The following is a 17,610-nucleotide window of genomic DNA, read 5'->3' as shown; positions in this document are numbered from 1 at the left end:
GCGCGAAACTACTTCGCCGTCGTCGCCATTGCCGCCACTCTGCTCTGGATAAGGTAACTGTCCACACGGCCTAGCGCTGGTACTCGCATCAAGCTTTGCATGGTTCGGATTGGAGCTGTTTCACCGGGAGAGACCCCTAATGCCCGATTCAGGAGGAACAACCCCGCTCGCGACAAAGGTCGACCAGTTGCTGACCGAAGCGCGCGTCATCATCCCCGGCGCGCAGGCCCTGTTCGGCTTTCAATTCATCGCCATGCTCACCAGCGGATTTGAAGAAATGCCGCAAACGGCAAAAATCGTGCATGCCGTCGCGCTCGGCCTTGTCGCCATGAATGTCATCCTCCTGATGACGCCGGCTTCCTTGCACCGGCTTTCCTATCGGGGCGCGGATTCTGCGAGCTTTCTGCGCATTGCCTCCGCGCTGGTGACAGTGGCGCCGCTTTTTCTGGCTGCCGGCATCGCCGCAGAGAGCTATGTCGTGCTCGGCAGGATCACCAACCGCGAACTCGCCGCCACTTACGCGGTGGCGAGTTTTCTCGTGCTAATCGGATTCTGGTACGCTCTGCCGCTGATCGTGCGATGGACACGCAATCACCGCAAGCCTTGACGCCGCGGGGTCACTTGCGATTTTTGTCCAGCGCCTGCGCCATCTCGAGATGGTGACGCAGCGTCGGGAGCGTGTTGCCGGCCCAATCCTTCAGCTTCGGATTGTCGCCGCTCTTGGCGTAGCGTTCGAACAGCGACACCGCATCCTTGTGGGCGCTCACCTGCATCGGGTTATATTGACTTGCAAAGTTCTCCGGTTTGGTGTCGCGCAGCTTGTCGAGCTTGCTTTGCGAAGACGAATCCAGGCCCGATGGAATCTGCACGCCCTCGCTGCTCGTGACCAGGCCCTTCAGTTCGCTGCTGGTCTTGGTGTGATCGGCGATCATCTGGGACGCGAATTTCTTCTCCTCCGCATTGCCCTTCTGCTCGGCGAGCTTGCCTGCCTCGATCTCCAGCATGTCGCTGGTCGCCGCTTCCTTGACGAAATCGGCCGTCGAGGGAGCGACGCCCAATACCGAATTGACGCCGGTCTTCTCGCCGACCGATTGCGCGGCTGCCGAGGTGGAAATAAAGGCGACGGCAACTGCCGCCACCACGATCGATCTCTTCATGGTCCTTGCCTCTTGTAAGGGTTGTGAGCGGCAAACCCGTGGCCGGAATTTTGGTTCCTACGAGGGGGTGCGCTCGCGAAACCATCACGGCTGTCAGAGGTTTATAGTCTCGAAGGGAGACTCTGATGGCGCTTTTTCGGGTGCAGCCAACCCGCGCTGACAAGGCAATCGCCGACACCGTGTCGGAATACACGACGCCGACAACCGAGCGCGCTGCCGAGGTGCTGACGTGGGGCGCGGACGAGCACGTCATCTGCGCGCTTGCGCTGGGCTGGTGGCTTTATTCGCGCAACAAGGACGCAAAGCAGCGTCGCAGCAGCAGCCACGTCCTCCTGACCACGATCGTGACGGCCGTCCTGCCCCACGTGCTGAAAACGGTATTCGACCAGGAGCGGCCCGATCGACGGACAGCCCGAGGTCACCTGCATGGCGTCCCGTTCTCCGGCAAGCCTGAGGACGCCTTTCCGTCAGGCCACGCGATTCACGTCGGCGCAATCGCCTCAGCCGCGACCGTGCTTCCGCCGGCAAAGCGCAACGTGGTCTGGGCAATCGGTGGAGGCCTTGTGCTGACACGCGTCGTCCTGCTCGCGCACTGGCTGAGCGATGTCGTTGCCGGCCTTGCGATCGGCGCCGCTATCGAACGGCTGCTGCGGCTTATCACAGGCTACGGCGAGGATCGGCACGAATGCTGAAACGTCGCCGATCAGGCGGCGTCCTCCACTTCAGCCGTTTCGGATGCCAGCATCGCGCGGATCTCCCGCGCCGTGCGCGCCGCGCTGAACAGATAACCCTGCATCTGGGTGCAGCCCAGCATGTGCACTGTGTCGCGCTGCTGCTCGGTTTCGACCCCTTCCGCCGTCGTGATCATATCGCGGTCGGCCGCGATGCTCACCACCGCGCGGATGATCGACGCCGACGAGCTATTGCGGGTGACTTCCTTGACGAAGCTGCGGTCGATCTTGATCTTGTCGAACGGGAAGCGCTGCAGATATTGCAGCGAAGAATAGCCGGTTCCGAAATCATCCAGCGCGATGTGAACGCCGAGCGCGCGGAGCTGGTTGAGCGCGACCAGCGCGGCATCATCGTCCGCGATCAGGACCGCCTCCGTGATTTCGAGCTCTAGGCGGCGCGGATCGAGCCCGCTCTCGGCCAACGCCGCCGCGACCTTCAGCGACAACGCTTCCGACTTGAACTGAATCGGCGACACGTTGACCGCCACCCGCACATGGGCGGGCCAGGTGGCAGCCTCAGTGCAGGCGGTCCGCAGCACCCACTGCCCGATCTCCTCGATCAGGCCCGTCTCCTCGGCGACCGGAATAAACTCGGCCGGCGACACCATGCCGCGCACCGGATGCCGCCAGCGCACCAGCGCCTCGCAGCCGGTGACCTCGTCGCTGCGCAGATCGACCAGCGGCTGATAGTGGATTTCGAACCCGCCTTCGACCAGCGCAGTGCGCATATCGGCTTCTAGCTCGCGGCGGAGCTTGGCCTCCTTCTCCATCTCCGGCTCGAAGAAACGGTGGGTGCGGCGACCGGCAGCCTTGGCGGCGTACATCGCAAGGTCCGCGCGCTTCAACAAGCCGAGCAGATCGGTACCATCCCGCGGCGCGACCGCGATGCCGATGCTGGCGTCGCCGGACAAGTGATGGCCATGGCAATCGAACGGCGTCCGCAGCGCCTGATAGATCCGTTCAACAAGCGCGCTGACATCGATATCGGCCGTGATGCCGCGCTGAACGATGGCGAACTCGTCCCCGCCGAGACGAGCGATGAAATCCTCCGGTCCGATCGACTGCCGCAACAGTTCGGCGACACCTGTGAGGAATTCATCGCCGATCAAATGGCCGAGCGAATCGTTGATGCGCTTGAACTCGTCGATATCGATATAGAGGATCGCGAACTGCACATCGGCTGTTTCGAGCAGCAAGCCTTCGGCGTGGCGCTGGAACAGCGTCCGGTTCGGCAGACTGGTCAGCGGATCGTAATGGGCGAGATGTTCGATCTTCGCCTCGACCCGGCGCCGCTCGGTCACATCCTCGAACGTTGTGGCCCAGCCCCCATCCGGCGAATGTTTGAAGATCATTCGGATAATTCGTCCGTCTTGCGTCGAGAAGTGGCGTTCGCCGATCTCGCTGCTGTTAGGTCCGATGAAGTGCGCGCAATATTCGTCGACATCGCCGATAAAGGATCCGATCGACTGACGGTGCAGCACGAGGTCGCGCAGGTGGCATCCGGGCCTGGCGACGTCAGGCGATACGCCTAGCATATCGAGATAGCGCTGATTGCAGATCACGAGCCGGCCCGACGCATCGAACAGCAACAGCCCCTGGGTCATGTTGTTGATGGCGGTGTCGAGATGAGAGCTCTTCTCCGACAGCTTCTGGCGCGCGGCCTCATGCTGTTGCTGCAGTTGTCTCACGATCGGGAAGATCGTGACGATGACGACGATGATCGCCAGGATCGCAGCGCTGAACTGCAGTTTCGTCTGCGCCCGCCAGTCGGCGAGCGCGGTCGAGGTCTTGGTCGTGGCAACGATCAGGATCGGAAAATGAGTGAGCGGTCGAACCGCCCCGATCTTGTCTTCGGCATCTTCAGTGCTGAAGCGGCCCGAGATGTTCCCGTCAAGCGTCAGCGCCTTCTGGAATGACGGGAGACCGGCTACGCTCTTGCCAATCGCCCCATCATCCTTGGGATAGCGGGCGATCACCGTGCCGTCGCGATGGATCATTGAGATGATTGTGTCGCCATTCAGCGCCAGAGAGGCGACGAAATCCTCGAACTGGCTGGGCTCGACGCCCCGGCTGGAAAAGCCGATGATAGCGCCATTGCCGTCGACAATCTTGCGGGCGAACAGCGTCGTCCATTTGCCCGTGACGCGGCTCACCGCGGGCTCGACGATAACATCGGGTGTCGGCTTGCCGGAGGTAAACTCCCTGAAATATCGCCGATCCCTGACGTTCAGGTCAGGCACCGGCCACATCTCGGAGGAATTGATCAGCCATCCCTCGGCATTGAACAGATTGAGACCACCAACATGCGGCAGCGCCGCAAGCCTGGTGCGCAGCATTTCGTGCGCGCTCAGCAGCGACATCATCTTTTCGAACTGATCGGCCGTATCGACCCCGTCCGCCCGCATGTTGGCGACGACATCATCGTGCACGTGCTGGAGATCGGAGAGCTGCTGATCGAAATGGCGGGACAGCAGCAGCGCAGTGTTGGAGAGTTCGCGTTCGGCGAGATCGAGCGCGCGCTCCCGGAATTGCAGCGCCAAGTACCCGGTGCCGAGCCCAATCGCGGCCACGAGTGCCGCCGCGCACAGCACGAGCCACCGGATTGCACTCAATCGCAATGGCGCCACGACGGCCCATTTCGGCCACCACCGGCTCTGCAAGATATCGCTCTTGGCCGAGCTGTCTGACATTTCCCTGCCCCTACAAGCGCTTGTTGTAGGGGACACAACCCAAGAGGGCGTTAGGAAAATGAGTTATCAGCCGGTTAACATGGAACTTTGTTTCTGAGCGTTACCAGATTTCGCCCGCGCAACATTGCTTGTGCGGTATTGGACGTTACGCAGTTTATGAGAGATTTAGGTGTTTGCTGGATGGTGCCAGCCGGCAATCTTCATTCGGGCGATCTCACCGGGGCGGCCAAGCGCGCAGCAGGATGAATGATTTCACGCAATCGGTGGCGACGGCGCTCTCGCTGATCGCCAGCCTTGACGCTGAGCTGATCGGCATCGTCCTGCTATCGTTGCGCGTCAGCCTGACGGCGAGCCTGCTCGCGCTGCTGATCGGCGCGCCCCTCGGCGTCCTGCTCGCGATCAGCCGGTTTCAGGGCAGGCAGGCCACGATCGTGCTGGCGAACGCCATGCTCGGCCTGCCGCCGGTGGTGGTTGGACTGGCCCTTTACCTCCTGCTGTCGCGTTCCGGTCCGCTCGGCTTTGCCGGACTGCTGTTCACGCCGAGCGCCATGATTGTCGCGCAGACGATCCTCGCCACGCCGATCGTGGTCGCTCTCGTGCACCGTCCGGTCTCGCTATTGTGGACGGAATATGCCGACCTCATGCGCGCCGATGGCATGTCGCGCCTGCGCAGCATGGCGGTGTTGTCATCGCTCGGCCGCGGCTCGTTGTTGACGGCGTTTCTTGCCGCCTTCGGCCGCGCCATCGCCGAAGTCGGCGCCATCATCATCGTCGGCGGCAATATCCGCGGCTACACCCGGACCATGACGACCGCGATCGCGCTAGAAACCAGCAAGGGCGAGTTGCCACTGGCGCTCGGGCTTGGCCTGATCCTGCTCGGCCTCAGCGTAACCGTGAGCACGGTCGCGTTCCTGCTAGTCGGACGCGTTGGGGAAAAATAGCTGCTCGCCGCCGACCTTGTAGTCGGCGATCACCTTCTGCCCCTCGGCGGAGATCAACCAGTCGACGAAGGCCTGCCCATCTCTGGCTTTCACGGTCGGGTGTTTGGCCGGATTGACGAGCATCACGCCATATTGGTTGAACAGGCGCCGATCGCCCTCGGTCAGGATCGCGAGATCGCCGCGATTCTTGAACGATAGCCAGGTGCCGCGATCCGAGAGCACATAGGCGTTGTCGGATGCGGCCATGTTGAGTGCGGGCCCCATCCCCTGCCCGATCTCGCGATACCAGGATCCCTTCGCCGTCGCGATGTCGATGCCGGCCTCCTTCCAGAGCCGCAATTCGGCCTGGTGCGTGCCGGAGCGGTCGCCGCGCGAGACGAAGGTCGCCTTCGCGGCGGCGATCTTCTTCAGCGCTTCCGTGACGTCGTTGCCATCAGCGATGTGCGCCGGATCCGCCTTCGGGCCGATCACCACGAAATCGTTGTACATCACGTCCTGGCGTTTGACGCCAAATCCTTCGGCCATGAACTTCTCCTCCGCCGGGCGATCATGCACGAACACCACGTCGGCATCGCCCCGCCGTCCGATGTCGAGCGCCTGGCCGGTGCCGACCGCGACCACGTTGACACCGATCCCCGTCGCCGCCGTAAAGCGCGGCAACAGGAAACCGAACAGTCCGGACTGCTCGGTCGATGTCGTCGATGCCACCGTGATTGAGCGCTCCTGCGCGAACGCGCTGGAGATCATGAGAAGAGTTGCGACCACGATTCGTGCGAGCATTTCCCTCACCTCCGCGAAGCCGGCTGTTTAGGGACGTTCTACTTCATCCCGGCCTGCCCGGCCATAAGCGAGGCGATCCGCCGCAGCGACCGGAGGCACTGACTTCACAATCGCCCGAAACTGCGCGACGCCGTCGTCGCGCCGTCATATTCGGCGTTACGAGGCACAAGCGGGCTGCTGGCGAAAGGGTAACGTTATAGCATTCAGAAATCTCCTGCCTTGAATCGGCGCTGGGGTAACGCTAACTAGCGGCATGGACTCTCGCTTCGCCGCACCGGATTGTTCGACCCGCAAGGCCCCGTCACGCCGATGGCGTAGCCTGCTTGCGGGACTGATCTCGTTGGCGCTCGTGCTGTCCTTCTTTCACGGTCTCGGCTTCGACAGCGACGATGCAATACCGGCGCTGTCGATCGCGCAACTCGCCGGTGATGCCACCGACAAGGCTCCCGTCCATCCAGCATTGCCCCACGGCGACCACTGCCTGACCCACGTATCGACCGTGGCACCGCAGGACACGTCGGTCACGATCGAATACGCTGCGCACGCCTATCGCTTTCTCGCCATGCGCGCCCCCGAAGCGGCCGAACCGCTCTGTCCCTTCAAGCCACCCCGCGCCTGATCCGATCGGCATGACCGATCCGGCTGCGCTGCCTCCCGGCAGCGGGCCTTGATTGAACGCGTCGCTATGGCGGCAGCGCCGGGCCTGGACCCGTGCGCGGTGGGGAAGGCATATATGAGACGGATTCTTCTTTTCGTTGCCGGCATCATCGTCGGTGGCGGCCTTGGTATCGCGGCCTGGTCGCATTGGCCGCCAGCGCAGCAGGAAACGGCGACGACCGGAACGGCAAAGGCCGAAAGCGAGGATCACGGCACCGAGCACATCGCGCTGAGCGAGGAGCAGATCAGGAATGCCGGCATCAGGCTGGCGCCGGTTGCGGGCGGTACGCTCAAACGCCACTTCCTGGCACCGGGCTCGCTTATCCCCGACGCCGACCACGTCGGCCGCGTCTCCGTGCGCGTGCTGGCGACGGTCGCCGAACTGCGCAAGCGCCTCGGCGACAGTGTCGAAAAAGGTGAGATCGTCGCCGTCATCGAAAGCCGGGACGTGGCGGACGCCAAGAGCGAATACCTCGCCGCGCGGCTGACCAACGATCTGCAGCAGACGCTCTACAACAGGCAAAAGAGCTTGGCCGAAAGCCGGGCCATGTCGGAAAACGAATTCCTGCGGATCCAGCTCACCGCCAATGACGCACGGATCAAGCTCGACGGCGCCAGGCAAAAGCTATTCGCGCTGGGGCTTTCAGAAAAGGAGATCGTCGACCTCCCGAACCAGCCGCCGGAAAGTCTGCGCGAACAATATTTGCGTGCGCCGATCTCGGGCCGCGTCTCGGAGCGGCGCGTCGACCTCGGTGGGCTGATCGGCCGCGAGGGCCAGGAAAGTGAGCTGTTCGTCATTGTCAATCTCGACGATATCTGGGTCGATCTCGCGGTCTCCCCGGAAAACATCGCCGCGGTGCACGAGGGCGGACTGGTCACGATCCGCGCGATCGGCAGCGACGACGAAGCGGTCGCGCGGGTGATCTTTGTCAGCCCCCTGCTCGATCGCGAGACCCGCAACGCCCGCGTGATCGCAACCCTGGCGAACCGGGATCACCGATGGAGGCCCGGCACTTTCGTCACCGCGGAAGTGCCGCTCGGCGGCGAGCCCTCCAAGGTGATCGTCTCGAAGAAAGCGCTTCAGACCGTCAAGGGCAACGCCACGATATTCGTGCGTAACGCCGAAGGGTTTGAGGCGCGGCAGGTGCGTACCGGTCGCGAGGATGATGACGACGTCGAGATCGTGAGCGGCCTTTCGCCCGGAGAGACGATCGCGGTCGCCAACACATTCACGCTCAAGGCCGAGTTGGAAAAGGCCGAAGCGGAGCATGGCCATGATTGAGGGCATCATCGGCTTCTCCATTCATCGTCGCTGGGTGGTCGTTGCGCTCTGCGCCGTCGTCATGGCGCTCGGCGGCTTTGCGTTGACGAGGGTGTCGATCGACGCGGTGCCCGACATCACCAACAAGCAGGTGCAGATCAACACCGCGGCCCACGCGCTGTCGCCGCTCGAAATCGAGAAGCAGGTCACCTTTCCCGTCGAGACGGCCCTCGCCGGCGCGCCCGGCCTCGAGAGCACACGCTCGCTATCGCGCAACGGCTTTTCACAGGTGACCGCGGTCTTCAGCGAAGCCACCGATATCTACTTTGCGCGCCAGCAGGTTACCGAACGCCTGGCCGAGGTCCGCGCGCGCCTGCCGCAAGGCATCGAGCCGCGGATCGGTCCGGTCTCGACCGGGCTCGGCGAGATCTACATGTGGACCGTTCGCTTCGCCGACAAACCGGTCGAAGCCGACGGCGCGCTGGGTCTGCAACGCGACGGAAGCTTTGTCACCAGCGACGGGACGCGGCTCAAAGGCGACATCGAGAAGAACGCCTATTTGCGCACGGTACAGGACTGGATCATCCGGCCGCAGATCAAGACCGTTCCCGGCGTTGCCGGTGTCGATACGATCGGCGGCTATCTCAAGCAGTACCAGGTCCATCCGGATGCGGCGAAGCTGATCGCGCTCGGCTTGACCTTTGCCGACGTGGCGAACGCGATCGAGACCAACAATGTCAGCCGCGGCGCGCGCTACATCGAAAAGAACGGCGAGGGCTTTGTCGTGCGCTCCGGTGGCCGCATCGAGAACATGGAGGAACTCGGCGCCATTGTCGTCACCACGCGCGGCGGCGTTCCGGTGCGGATCCGCGATATCGCCACCGTTGCGATCGGCGGCGAGAGCCGCACCGGCAGCGCCAGCGAGAACGGCCACGAGGTGGTCGTCGGCACCGCACTGATGCTCATCGGCGCCAACAGCCGCACTGTGTCGTCGGCGGTCGACACGCGGCTGCGCGAGATCGCGCCGACGCTGCCGCCTGGTGTCGAGGTCAAGACCGTGCTCGACCGCACTCAACTGGTCGATGCCACCGTCAGGACGGTTGCGACCAATCTGAGCGAGGGTGCGCTGTTGGTCATCGCGGTGCTGTTTGTCCTGCTGGGCAATTTTCGCGCCGCGCTGATCACCGCGCTGGTGATCCCCGTGGCGATGCTGATGACCACGATCGGCATGTGGCAGGGCCGCATCAGCGCCAATCTGATGAGCCTGGGCGCACTCGATTTCGGCCTGATCGTCGATGGCGCCGTCATCATCACCGAGAACAGCCTGCGCCATCTGGCGGAGCGGCAGCGCGACCTCGGGCGTCCCCTCTCCCGCGACGAGCGGCTGGCCACGGTGCGCGCTTCCGCGGTCGAGATGATCCGCCCGAGCCTCTACGGGCAGGCCATCATCCTCCTGGTTTACGTGCCGCTCCTCACCTTCACCGGCATCGAAGGCAAGATGTTCACCCCGATGGCCGTGACCGTGATCCTGGCGCTGGCATCGGCATTCGTCCTGTCGCTGACGCTCGTTCCCGCCGCGATCGCCATTGCCGTCACCGGACGCGTTCAGGAGCATGAAAGCAAGCTGGTTGCTGCCTTGAAGCGCCTATACCGGCCGCTGTTGCGCTATGCGATTGCAGCCCCCCTGCCTGTCATCGCAACGGCGGCCGTGCTGTTTGCCACCGCACTGGCGGGCTTCGCGCGCCTCGGGCAGGAGTTCATCCCGTCGCTGGACGAGAAGAATATCGCCATGCATGCGCTGCGGATTCCCAGCACCGCGCTGTCGCAATCGCAGGCGATGCAGCTTGCGGTCGAGAACGCCGTCAGCCGTCTGCCGCAGGTCGCCTTCGTCTTCTCCAAGACCGGCACGGCCGAGGTCGCGAGCGACCCGATGCCGCCGAACGCGTCCGACACCTTCATCATGCTCAAGCCGCGCGATCAATGGCCGGATCCTTCGATGACGAAGGAGGAACTGGTCGAGCAGATCGCAAGATCGGTCAATCGCGTTCCCGGAAATGTCTATGAGTTCACTCAGCCGATCCAGATGCGCTTCAACGAATTGCTGGCTGGCGTTCGCGGCGACATCGCCGTCAAGGTGTTTGGCGACGAGTTCGAGCCGATGCTGAAAGCGGCCAACGAAGTGGCCTCGATCCTGCGCTCGGTGCAGGGGGCGACCGATGTGAAGGTGGAACAGGCCGGCGGCCTTCCCGTCCTTGACATCAAGGTCGACCGTGCCGCGATCGCCCGCCGCGGTCTGAGCGCGGCGGCGGTGCAGGATGTGATCGGCGCCGCCGTCGGCGGCCAGGACGCCGGCGTCGTGTTCGAGGGCGACCGCCGGTTCGACATCGTCGTAAGATTGCCGGAAGGCTTGCGATCCGACCTCGAGGCGCTCGGCAACCTTCCCGTGGCGCTGCCGAAGGCAACGCCCAATGCAACTGTCCAGAGCCTGCCGCTCAACCGATTGGCGCGATTCTCCTTCACCGAGGGGCCGAACCAGATCAGCCGCGAGAACGGCAAGCGCCGCATCGTCATCACCGCCAACGTCCGCGGCCGCGACCTCGGCTCGGTCGTCGCGGAAGCCCAGGCCAAGGTCGGCCAGCAGGTCAAGCTGCCGCCCGGCTACTGGATGAGTTGGGGCGGACAGTTCGAGAACCTGGCGGCGGCGCGGCAGAGGCTCGGCATCGTCGTGCCGGCGTGCTTTGCATTGATCTTCCTGCTGCTGCTGGCGGCCACCGGATCGGCGCGCGATGCGCTGGTGGTGTTCAGCGCCGTGCCGCTCGCGCTCACCGGCGGCATCGCCGCGCTCTGGCTTCGCGGCATGCCGTTCTCGATCTCGGCGGCGGTCGGCTTCATTGCGCTGTCCGGCGTCGCCGTGCTGAACGGCCTGGTGATGTTGAGCCTGGTCCGTAAGCTCCATGAGGACGGCATGCCGCTGCGACAGGCAATCGAGAATGGCGCCCTCACCCGGCTTCGCCCGGTCGTGATGACCGCACTGGTGGCGGCGCTCGGCTTCGTGCCGATGGCCTTCGCCACCGGCACGGGCGCGGAGGTACAAAAGCCGCTGGCGACCGTGGTCATCGGCGGCCTGATCAGCGCGACCCTGCTGACGCTCGCCGTTCTGCCAGCGCTCTACGCACGGTTCGGGCGGCGGGGTGAGCATGCTGCCGAACTGCGCGCCGGGCTACCCAAGGCGGCACACAACTGATCGCGATGCGAAGCTCGGAGCGATGACTCGATAGTTCGACGGGCATCGTGGCCAGATGTAACAATTCTGTCATATAGCAAAACTAAACGGGTGCGACGATCGATCGCAGGAAGTTGCTGCTGACAGGGGGAAATGAAGATGCGCCGCACAATAACATTGCTATCGGCAGGCTTGATCACGCTCGCGGCCGGGGCCGCATCGGCCCAGAACAACACGCCACGTAACGTGATCCTGTTCATCCCCGACGGTCTGCGCTCCCGCATCGTCACCCCGCAGACGGCGCCGATGATGGCCGATATCCGCGACAAGGGCGTCAACTTCAAGAACTCGCATTCACTGTTTCCGACCTTCACCATGGCCAACAGCTCGGCGATGTCGACCGGCCACCATCTCGGCGACACCGGCACTTTCAGCAACACGATCTACACCGGCTATTCTTCGGCGCCCGCGGGCGACACCGTTGTGCCCTTCATCGAGAACGATGCTGTGCTGGCCGACATCGACGACCATTTCAACGGCGACTATCTGAACGAAGAGACCATCCTGAAGATGGCGCGCGAGAAGGGTTTCAGCACCGCGGCCATCGGCAAGGTCGGCCCGACGCTGCTGTTCGACCACACCGATCGCGGCAAGCACACCATCATCTTCGACGATTCCACTGGCGGCAAGAACGGCGTTCCCCTGTCCGAGGAGGTAAAGGATGCGCTCACCAAAGCCAACCTGGCGCTGACGACGCCCAGCCGCGGCGACAACGCCAAGGCCGGCGACGCCAAGACCCCGGGCACCACCGTGGCCAATGTCGCCCAGCAGGCCTATTTCGCCGACGTCGCCACAAAGGTCGTGCTGCCGATGTTCAAGGCCCGCAACAAGCCGTTCGTGCTGGTGTTCTGGTCGCGCGACCCTGACGGCAGCCAGCACAACACGGGCGACAGCCTCAACACGATCACGCCCGGGATCAACGGGCCGACCTCGATGGCCGCGATCAAGAACGCCGACGACAACCTCGCGCAATTGCGCAAGGCGCTCGACGAACTCGGGCTCGCCTCTTCCACCAACATCATCGTCTCCGCCGACCACGGCTTCTCGACGATCTCGAAAGAGAGCAAGACCAGCCCCTCGGCCAAGATCTCCTACGACGATACGCCGAAGGATTTCCTGCCGATGGGCTTCCTGGCGATCGATCTGGCCAAGGCGCTGGACCTGCCGCTGTTCGATCCCAACGACAAGAACGCGCGCGTCGCCGACAACGCCCATCCCAAGGCCGGCAACGGCGTGCTCGGCCAGGATCCAACCAAGCCCGATGTGGTCGTGGCCACCAACGGCGGGTCGGACCTGGTCTATCTGCCGAACCGGGACAAGAAGCTCACTGGCCGCGTCATCAAGGCGCTGCTGGAGCAGGACTATGTCAGCGGCCTCTTCGTCGATGACCGGTTCGGACGCTTCCCCGGCACGCTGCCGATCTCCCAGCTCAACCTGCGGGGCAAGGCGGTGACCCCGACGCCGTCGATCGTGGTCAACTTCCGCTCCTGGTCGTCGGGCTGCGAGGAGCCAACCAACTGCTCGGTCCAGGTCGCCGACACGGTCCTGCGTCAGGGCCAGGGCATGCACGGCAGCTTCAGCCGGGGCGACACGCTGAACTTCATGGCGGCGATCGGACCCGACTTCAAATCCGGCTATGTCGATCCCCTTCCCGTCAGCAACGCTGACGTCGGCATGACCATCGCCAAGCTGCTCGACCTCCGCACCAGCGCCAATGGCGGGCTGCTGGGTCGGGTGGTGTCGGAAGCGATCCCGAACGGCATCGTCCCGAAGATGGCCGACGGCACCATCACCTCGAAGCCGGCCGGCAACGGGCTGCGCACGGTCGTCAAATTCCAGCGGGTGCTGTCGACCCGCTATTTCGACGTCGCCGGTTTCCCCGGGCGGACGCTGGGGCTTGACGTCGAGAGCGGCAAACAGAAAACGGCGGGGAAATAGCCCCCGCCGTCGGTACCCTTTTCGAGGTCGGGTGGCTTACACCAACGCGATATCGAACACGTTCGGCAACTGCACCAGCGGCAGCGCCGCGGCGCCGACCAGGGTGGCGACCATCGCGGCGAGCGCGTGGCTGGTGCGGCGCTTGCCACGCATCTGGCTCGCGATCCACTCCAGCACCTTGGTGTCGATATTGGCGGCGTGGGTGGGCGCCCAGCTCTCGATGTCGGTGTCCGGCGACAGCGCCACCGTGCGGGGCGGCACCGGCAGGCCGGACATCGAAGCGGCGTGATGGGCGACCGCCTTGGCCAGGAGGTCGTCGAAACGGCCATCGTCGCTGCGCTCGGCCGCGGCTTCGTTGATCTCGAACAACGCCGCGACCTCCTCCCGGCTCACCGGCTGGTGCGCAACGGCGGAGGCGGTGAGGATGCGCGCGCACCAGGCGGCGTCATCGGCATCGAGCGCTCGGGAAAAGTGGATGCGGCCCTTGGTGGTGGGGCCTTCGCCGGTGATCACGCCATCGCGTACGATGGTGAGGGCATGGGCGGCAGTCTTGCGGCAGGACGGTTGCAGGGCGACCGCATCGGTCGCCTCGATACTAGGGGCAGACATAGCGAGACTTCTCAGTTCCTTATTTCAGTCCAGCATTTCCATGCCGGCGTAAACGAGTGGTTACCGATTCGAAACCGGGGTTTCGACATTTGTACATAGTTGCCAATTGGTCGCTGTGACGGCTGTCACGGTTCGCGCCTATTAGCAGACCGGACCGCGGAGATGGGGACCATAAAAGGCAATTCCACGGCAATCCGTGCTCTTGCGGGCATTATGGGTTTTTTCGCCGCAGGCGGGCCGATCAAAAGAAGTTGCTTGGAGTTCCGTCACAAAAGAGAATGATTTCACCTTTTAGCTACAGTGGTTCACTTAAGCCCTTGTTGTGCCTATACTCGGCGGTCACCCAGAAAAGATTTTCTTTAGCCACTTCAATAGCATGAGGCAAAACCATGACACTTCCCATTGGCGCGACCGCCCCCGACTTCGAAGCCGAAACCACCGAGGGCAAAATTAAATTCCACGACTGGATCGGCAATAGCTGGGCGCTCCTGTTCTCGCATCCCAAGGACTTCACCCCGGTCTGCACCACCGAGCTCGGCGCGCTCGCCAAGCTGAAACCGGAATTCGACAAGCGCGGCGTCAAGCTGATGGGCCTTTCCGTCGATCCCGTCGACCGCCATGCCAAATGGTCTGTTGACATCGAGGAGACCCAGGGTGCCGCGCCGAACTACCCGATGATCGCCGACACCGACTTCAACGTCTCCAAGCTCTACGAGATGCTGCCCGCCTCGACCTCGGGCGATCCCCTCGTCCGGACGCCGGCGGACAACCAGACCGTCCGCAACGTCTTCATCATCGGCCCCGACAAGAAGATCAAGCTGGTGCTGGTCTATCCGATGACCACCGGCCGCAACTTCCAGGAGATACTGCGCGTCATCGACTCGCTGCAGCTCACCGCCAAGCATCGCGTCGCGACGCCGGCCGACTGGAAGCAGGGCGAGGACGTCATCATCGCGGGCTCCGTCAGCGACGACGAAGCCAAGACGATCTACCCCGAAGGCTGGAAGGCGCCGAAGCCCTATATCCGTATCGTCGGACAACCGAAGTAAGCGCCCGCGCCATCGATATCCGACCATCATGCCCGGCCTCGCGCCGGGCATGAGAGAGCCGCTCCGAACTACATTTTCTCGCTCCCGATTGCCTCTCCGGCTAAGCCAGGGCCGCAATTGACTGCCGGCATCCCCACCTTCAGCCGCCGCCGCAGATCGCGCCAGTTACGCATCAATTTGAAGAAAGCTGCTTCGTAGCCGCGCTTTACAGGCGGTGGTTGCAATGGAAGTTTAGCCTGCGGACGGGCAGGAATCGGATCATCGCGATGGATAGCAATCCCAGACAAATACGCTCCGCGGCCCTGACAGGGTTCCTGATTGCACTGCTGCTCGCGGCCCTTCCGGTCGCGGTATGGCTCGACCTGACCAATCTCGCGGAAGTCGCGCTCCGGCGGCAGGCCAATGATCTCAATTCGCTCGTCAGCAGCGTTCGCTCCTATTACGCCTCGAACGTCGTCGGGCGGATATTGTCCCATCCCGGCCAGACCCAGGTGGTCCACAACTACGAGACCATTCCGGGCGCGATCCCAATCCCGGCGACGCTGTCGCTCGAGCTCGGGAAGGTCATCAGCGAGCAGCAGCAGAACATCACCTACCGCTTCGTCTCGGACTTCCCGTTCAAGAACCGTGCGCCGCACCAGCTCGATGAGTTCGAGAAAGCTTCGCTGCAGAGCCTGCGCACGAACCCGGACCAGAAGATCGTCGACACGACGACATCGCTGTTCAGCGACCGCGTCCGGCTGGTCGCCCCGGTCGTCATGGGCCCGGCCTGCGTCAGTTGCCACAACTCCCATCCCGAGAGCCCCAAGACGGACTGGAAGGTGGGCGACGTCCGCGGCATCCAGGAGGTCGCGATCACACAACCGATCGCCGCAAACCTGTTCTCCTTCAAATACCTGCTCGCCTATCTGGCGCTGGCCAGCATCAGCGGCCTCTCCTTCCTGATGATGCAGCGCCGCCAGGCCCGGCAAATCCGGGCCATGAACCGCGAGCTCGAATCCAACAACGATTTCCTCGCGACGCTGTCGCTGAAGATATCGCGCTACATCCCGCCGCAAATCTACAAGAGCATCTTCAGCGGCCAGAAGGACGTCACCATTCACACCGAGCGCAAGAAACTGACGATCTTCTTCTCGGACATCCAGAACTTCACCGCCACCACCGAGCGGCTGCAGCCGGAGCAGATCACCCAACTGCTCAACGAGTATTTCACCGAGATGTCCGAGATCGCCCACCAGCATGGCGGCACGATCGACAAGTTCATCGGCGACGCCATGCTGATCTTCTTCGGCGATCCCGAAACCAGGGGGGACCGGGCGGATGCCGAGGCCTGCGTCCAGATGGCCTGGAAGATGCAGCGCCGCCTGCTGGAGCTGAACGCCAAGTGGCGCGCCGCCGGCATTGAACAGCCCTTCAAGTCGCGGATGGGCATCAATTCCGGCTACTGCAATGTCGGCAATTTCGGCAGCGTGGACCGGATGGACTATACGATCATCGGCGCCGAAGCCAATCTGGCGGCGCGGCTGCAATCGATCGCCGAGCCCGGAGGCATCGTGGTCAGCTACGAGACCTTTGCGCTGGCCAGGGACATCATCCAGGCCCACCCGCTGCCCGCGATCACCATGAAGGGCATCAGCCGCGAGGTGATCCCCTATTCCATCGACAACGTGCTCGACGACACCGCGAAAGGCGATGTGATCGTCGAGCGCACGGCCGGGCTGGATTTCTACCTTGATCCATCCGTGCTCGATCCGCAGGGCATCGACCGGATCAAGGCGATCCTGAGCGATGCACTCGTCGCGCTCGACCGCAGGCGCGCCACGCCCGCGCAATAGCGGCGCTGAGCCGACAATCGAAGCTCCGGTCGGCGCCCCCTCAGTTCCCGGCGACGTCCCGCAGGCCGTTGCCCTGCCGGCCTCCGCGGTGGCTGACATCAGTCCCAGCGAACGACCGCGCTTGCCGCCTACGCCGAAGTGCGGAGTGCACGGACTGCGACATCGATTTGACGCTTTCAAGAATCCGGCTATCGTTGTGCTCTCGTTCAACTGTTGGGGGATGACATGGACGACGACAAGCCCGTAATCGATCAAGTGACCGACACGCTCGGCACCGCCGCAACGGCCACCACCGAAGTCGCGACGACAGCCGTGAAGAAGGTGCGAAGGGCCGCCAAGAAAGTGGCGAAGAAGGTAGCGGCGGCCAGGAAGAAGAAAGCAACGAAGACCAGAAAGGCCGGCAAGAAGGCCGCCAAGAAGTCGGCAAAGAAAGCCAAGAAGGCGCCAAAGAAAACGTCCAAGAAAGCTACCAAGAAAAAGAAGGCCAAGAAGTCGAAGCGCTGATTGCAGGCACCGCTCTGGCACCGGCGTCGTCCCGGCGCATGCTGGTACGACGAGTTCGTCATTGCGAACGCAGCGAAGCAATCCACGTCTCCACGAGGGGATCGGGATAGGGGGAAGCCTCGCGGCTTCGCCCCTCCCACACCACCGGACGTACGGGTCCGTATCCGGCGGTTCG

14 protein-coding genes are annotated in these 17,610 nt (G+C 63.4%); 10 read left to right on the top strand and 4 right to left on the bottom strand.

The features are described 5' to 3' along the window. The first annotated feature begins 139 nt into the window (after nt 1–139). Nucleotides 140–607 carry a DUF6328 family protein gene (locus tag AAFX91_RS26600; protein WP_394568628.1) on the top strand — a complete coding sequence of 156 codons (468 nt, stop codon included), beginning with the start codon at nt 140–142 and terminating at the stop codon, nt 605–607. Between the two features lie 10 nt (nt 608–617). Here the strand turns inward: AAFX91_RS26600 and AAFX91_RS26595 are convergent, their stop codons facing one another. After that, nucleotides 618–1,157 (bottom strand): DUF4142 domain-containing protein, encoded by a 540-nt coding sequence (locus AAFX91_RS26595; RefSeq protein ID WP_130577725.1) that lies wholly within the window; start codon nt 1,155–1,157, stop codon nt 618–620. A 125-nt stretch (nt 1,158–1,282) separates the two neighbouring features. On the opposite strand from AAFX91_RS26595, the gene AAFX91_RS26590 reads away from it, so the two are divergent. Continuing rightward, complete coding sequence (locus tag AAFX91_RS26590) at nt 1,283–1,849, top strand: phosphatase PAP2 family protein (RefSeq protein ID WP_130577724.1); 567 nt, start codon at nt 1,283–1,285, stop codon at nt 1,847–1,849. Nucleotides 1,850–1,860: 11 nt separating this feature from the next. On the opposite strand, the gene AAFX91_RS26585 is transcribed toward AAFX91_RS26590, so the two are convergent. Further along, nucleotides 1,861–4,578, bottom strand: a complete 2,718-nt coding sequence (locus AAFX91_RS26585; RefSeq protein ID WP_394568627.1) for an EAL domain-containing protein — start codon at nt 4,576–4,578, stop codon at nt 1,861–1,863. A gap of 242 nt (nt 4,579–4,820) precedes the next feature. Here AAFX91_RS26585 and AAFX91_RS26580 point away from each other — a divergent pair, with 242 nt between their 5' ends. Further along, the gene (locus tag AAFX91_RS26580) at nt 4,821–5,519 is read left to right on the top strand and encodes an ABC transporter permease (RefSeq protein WP_394568626.1); all 699 of its coding nucleotides are present in this window, start codon (nt 4,821–4,823) and stop codon (nt 5,517–5,519) included. Here the strand turns inward: AAFX91_RS26580 and AAFX91_RS26575 are convergent. Next, nucleotides 5,493–6,299, bottom strand: a complete 807-nt coding sequence (locus AAFX91_RS26575; protein WP_394568625.1) for an extracellular solute-binding protein — start codon at nt 6,297–6,299, stop codon at nt 5,493–5,495. The genes AAFX91_RS26580 and AAFX91_RS26575 overlap by 27 nt on opposite strands. A gap of 340 nt (nt 6,300–6,639) precedes the next feature. On the opposite strand from AAFX91_RS26575, the gene AAFX91_RS26570 reads away from it, so the two are divergent. The 4 genes from AAFX91_RS26570 to AAFX91_RS26555 all read left to right on the top strand — a co-directional run bounded on the left by AAFX91_RS26570 (nt 6,640) and on the right by AAFX91_RS26555 (nt 13,438). Next, a complete protein-coding gene (locus AAFX91_RS26570; RefSeq protein ID WP_282528215.1) occupies nt 6,640–6,918 on the top strand; it encodes a hypothetical protein in 279 nt (92 codons plus the stop codon). A 114-nt stretch (nt 6,919–7,032) separates the two neighbouring features. Then, the gene (locus tag AAFX91_RS26565; RefSeq protein ID WP_394568624.1) at nt 7,033–8,238 is read left to right on the top strand and encodes an efflux RND transporter periplasmic adaptor subunit; all 1,206 of its coding nucleotides are present in this window, start codon (nt 7,033–7,035) and stop codon (nt 8,236–8,238) included. After that, nucleotides 8,231–11,461, top strand: a complete 3,231-nt coding sequence (locus AAFX91_RS26560) for an efflux RND transporter permease subunit (RefSeq protein WP_394568623.1) — start codon at nt 8,231–8,233, stop codon at nt 11,459–11,461. The genes AAFX91_RS26565 and AAFX91_RS26560 overlap by 8 nt, the downstream gene beginning before the upstream one ends. A 138-nt stretch (nt 11,462–11,599) precedes the next feature. Further along, a complete protein-coding gene (locus AAFX91_RS26555) occupies nt 11,600–13,438 on the top strand; it encodes an alkaline phosphatase family protein (RefSeq protein ID WP_394568622.1) in 1,839 nt (612 codons plus the stop codon). Between the two features lie 36 nt (nt 13,439–13,474). Here the strand turns inward: AAFX91_RS26555 and AAFX91_RS26550 are convergent, their stop codons facing one another. Then, nucleotides 13,475–14,047, bottom strand: coding sequence for a hypothetical protein (locus AAFX91_RS26550; protein ID WP_130581892.1), 573 nt, complete (start codon nt 14,045–14,047; stop codon nt 13,475–13,477). Nucleotides 14,048–14,436: 389 nt separating this feature from the next. Here AAFX91_RS26550 and AAFX91_RS26545 point away from each other — a divergent pair, with 389 nt between their 5' ends. From AAFX91_RS26545 to AAFX91_RS26535, 3 genes are all read left to right on the top strand, one after another. Beyond that, entirely contained in the window at nt 14,437–15,096 is a 660-nt protein-coding gene (locus AAFX91_RS26545; protein ID WP_130581893.1) for a peroxiredoxin, read from the top strand. A gap of 266 nt (nt 15,097–15,362) precedes the next feature. Further along, the gene (locus AAFX91_RS26540; protein ID WP_130581894.1) at nt 15,363–16,931 is read left to right on the top strand and encodes an adenylate/guanylate cyclase domain-containing protein; all 1,569 of its coding nucleotides are present in this window, start codon (nt 15,363–15,365) and stop codon (nt 16,929–16,931) included. 225 nt (nt 16,932–17,156) lie between these two features. Then, a complete protein-coding gene (locus AAFX91_RS26535; protein WP_130581895.1) occupies nt 17,157–17,435 on the top strand; it encodes a histone in 279 nt (92 codons plus the stop codon). The last annotated feature ends 175 nt before the right edge of the window (nt 17,436–17,610 follow it).

This window comes from Bradyrhizobium sp. 31Argb (assembly GCF_043638955.1).
Lineage (GTDB): Bacteria > Pseudomonadota > Alphaproteobacteria > Rhizobiales > Xanthobacteraceae > Bradyrhizobium.
This window is presented reverse-complemented; position numbering and strand designations above follow the sequence as displayed.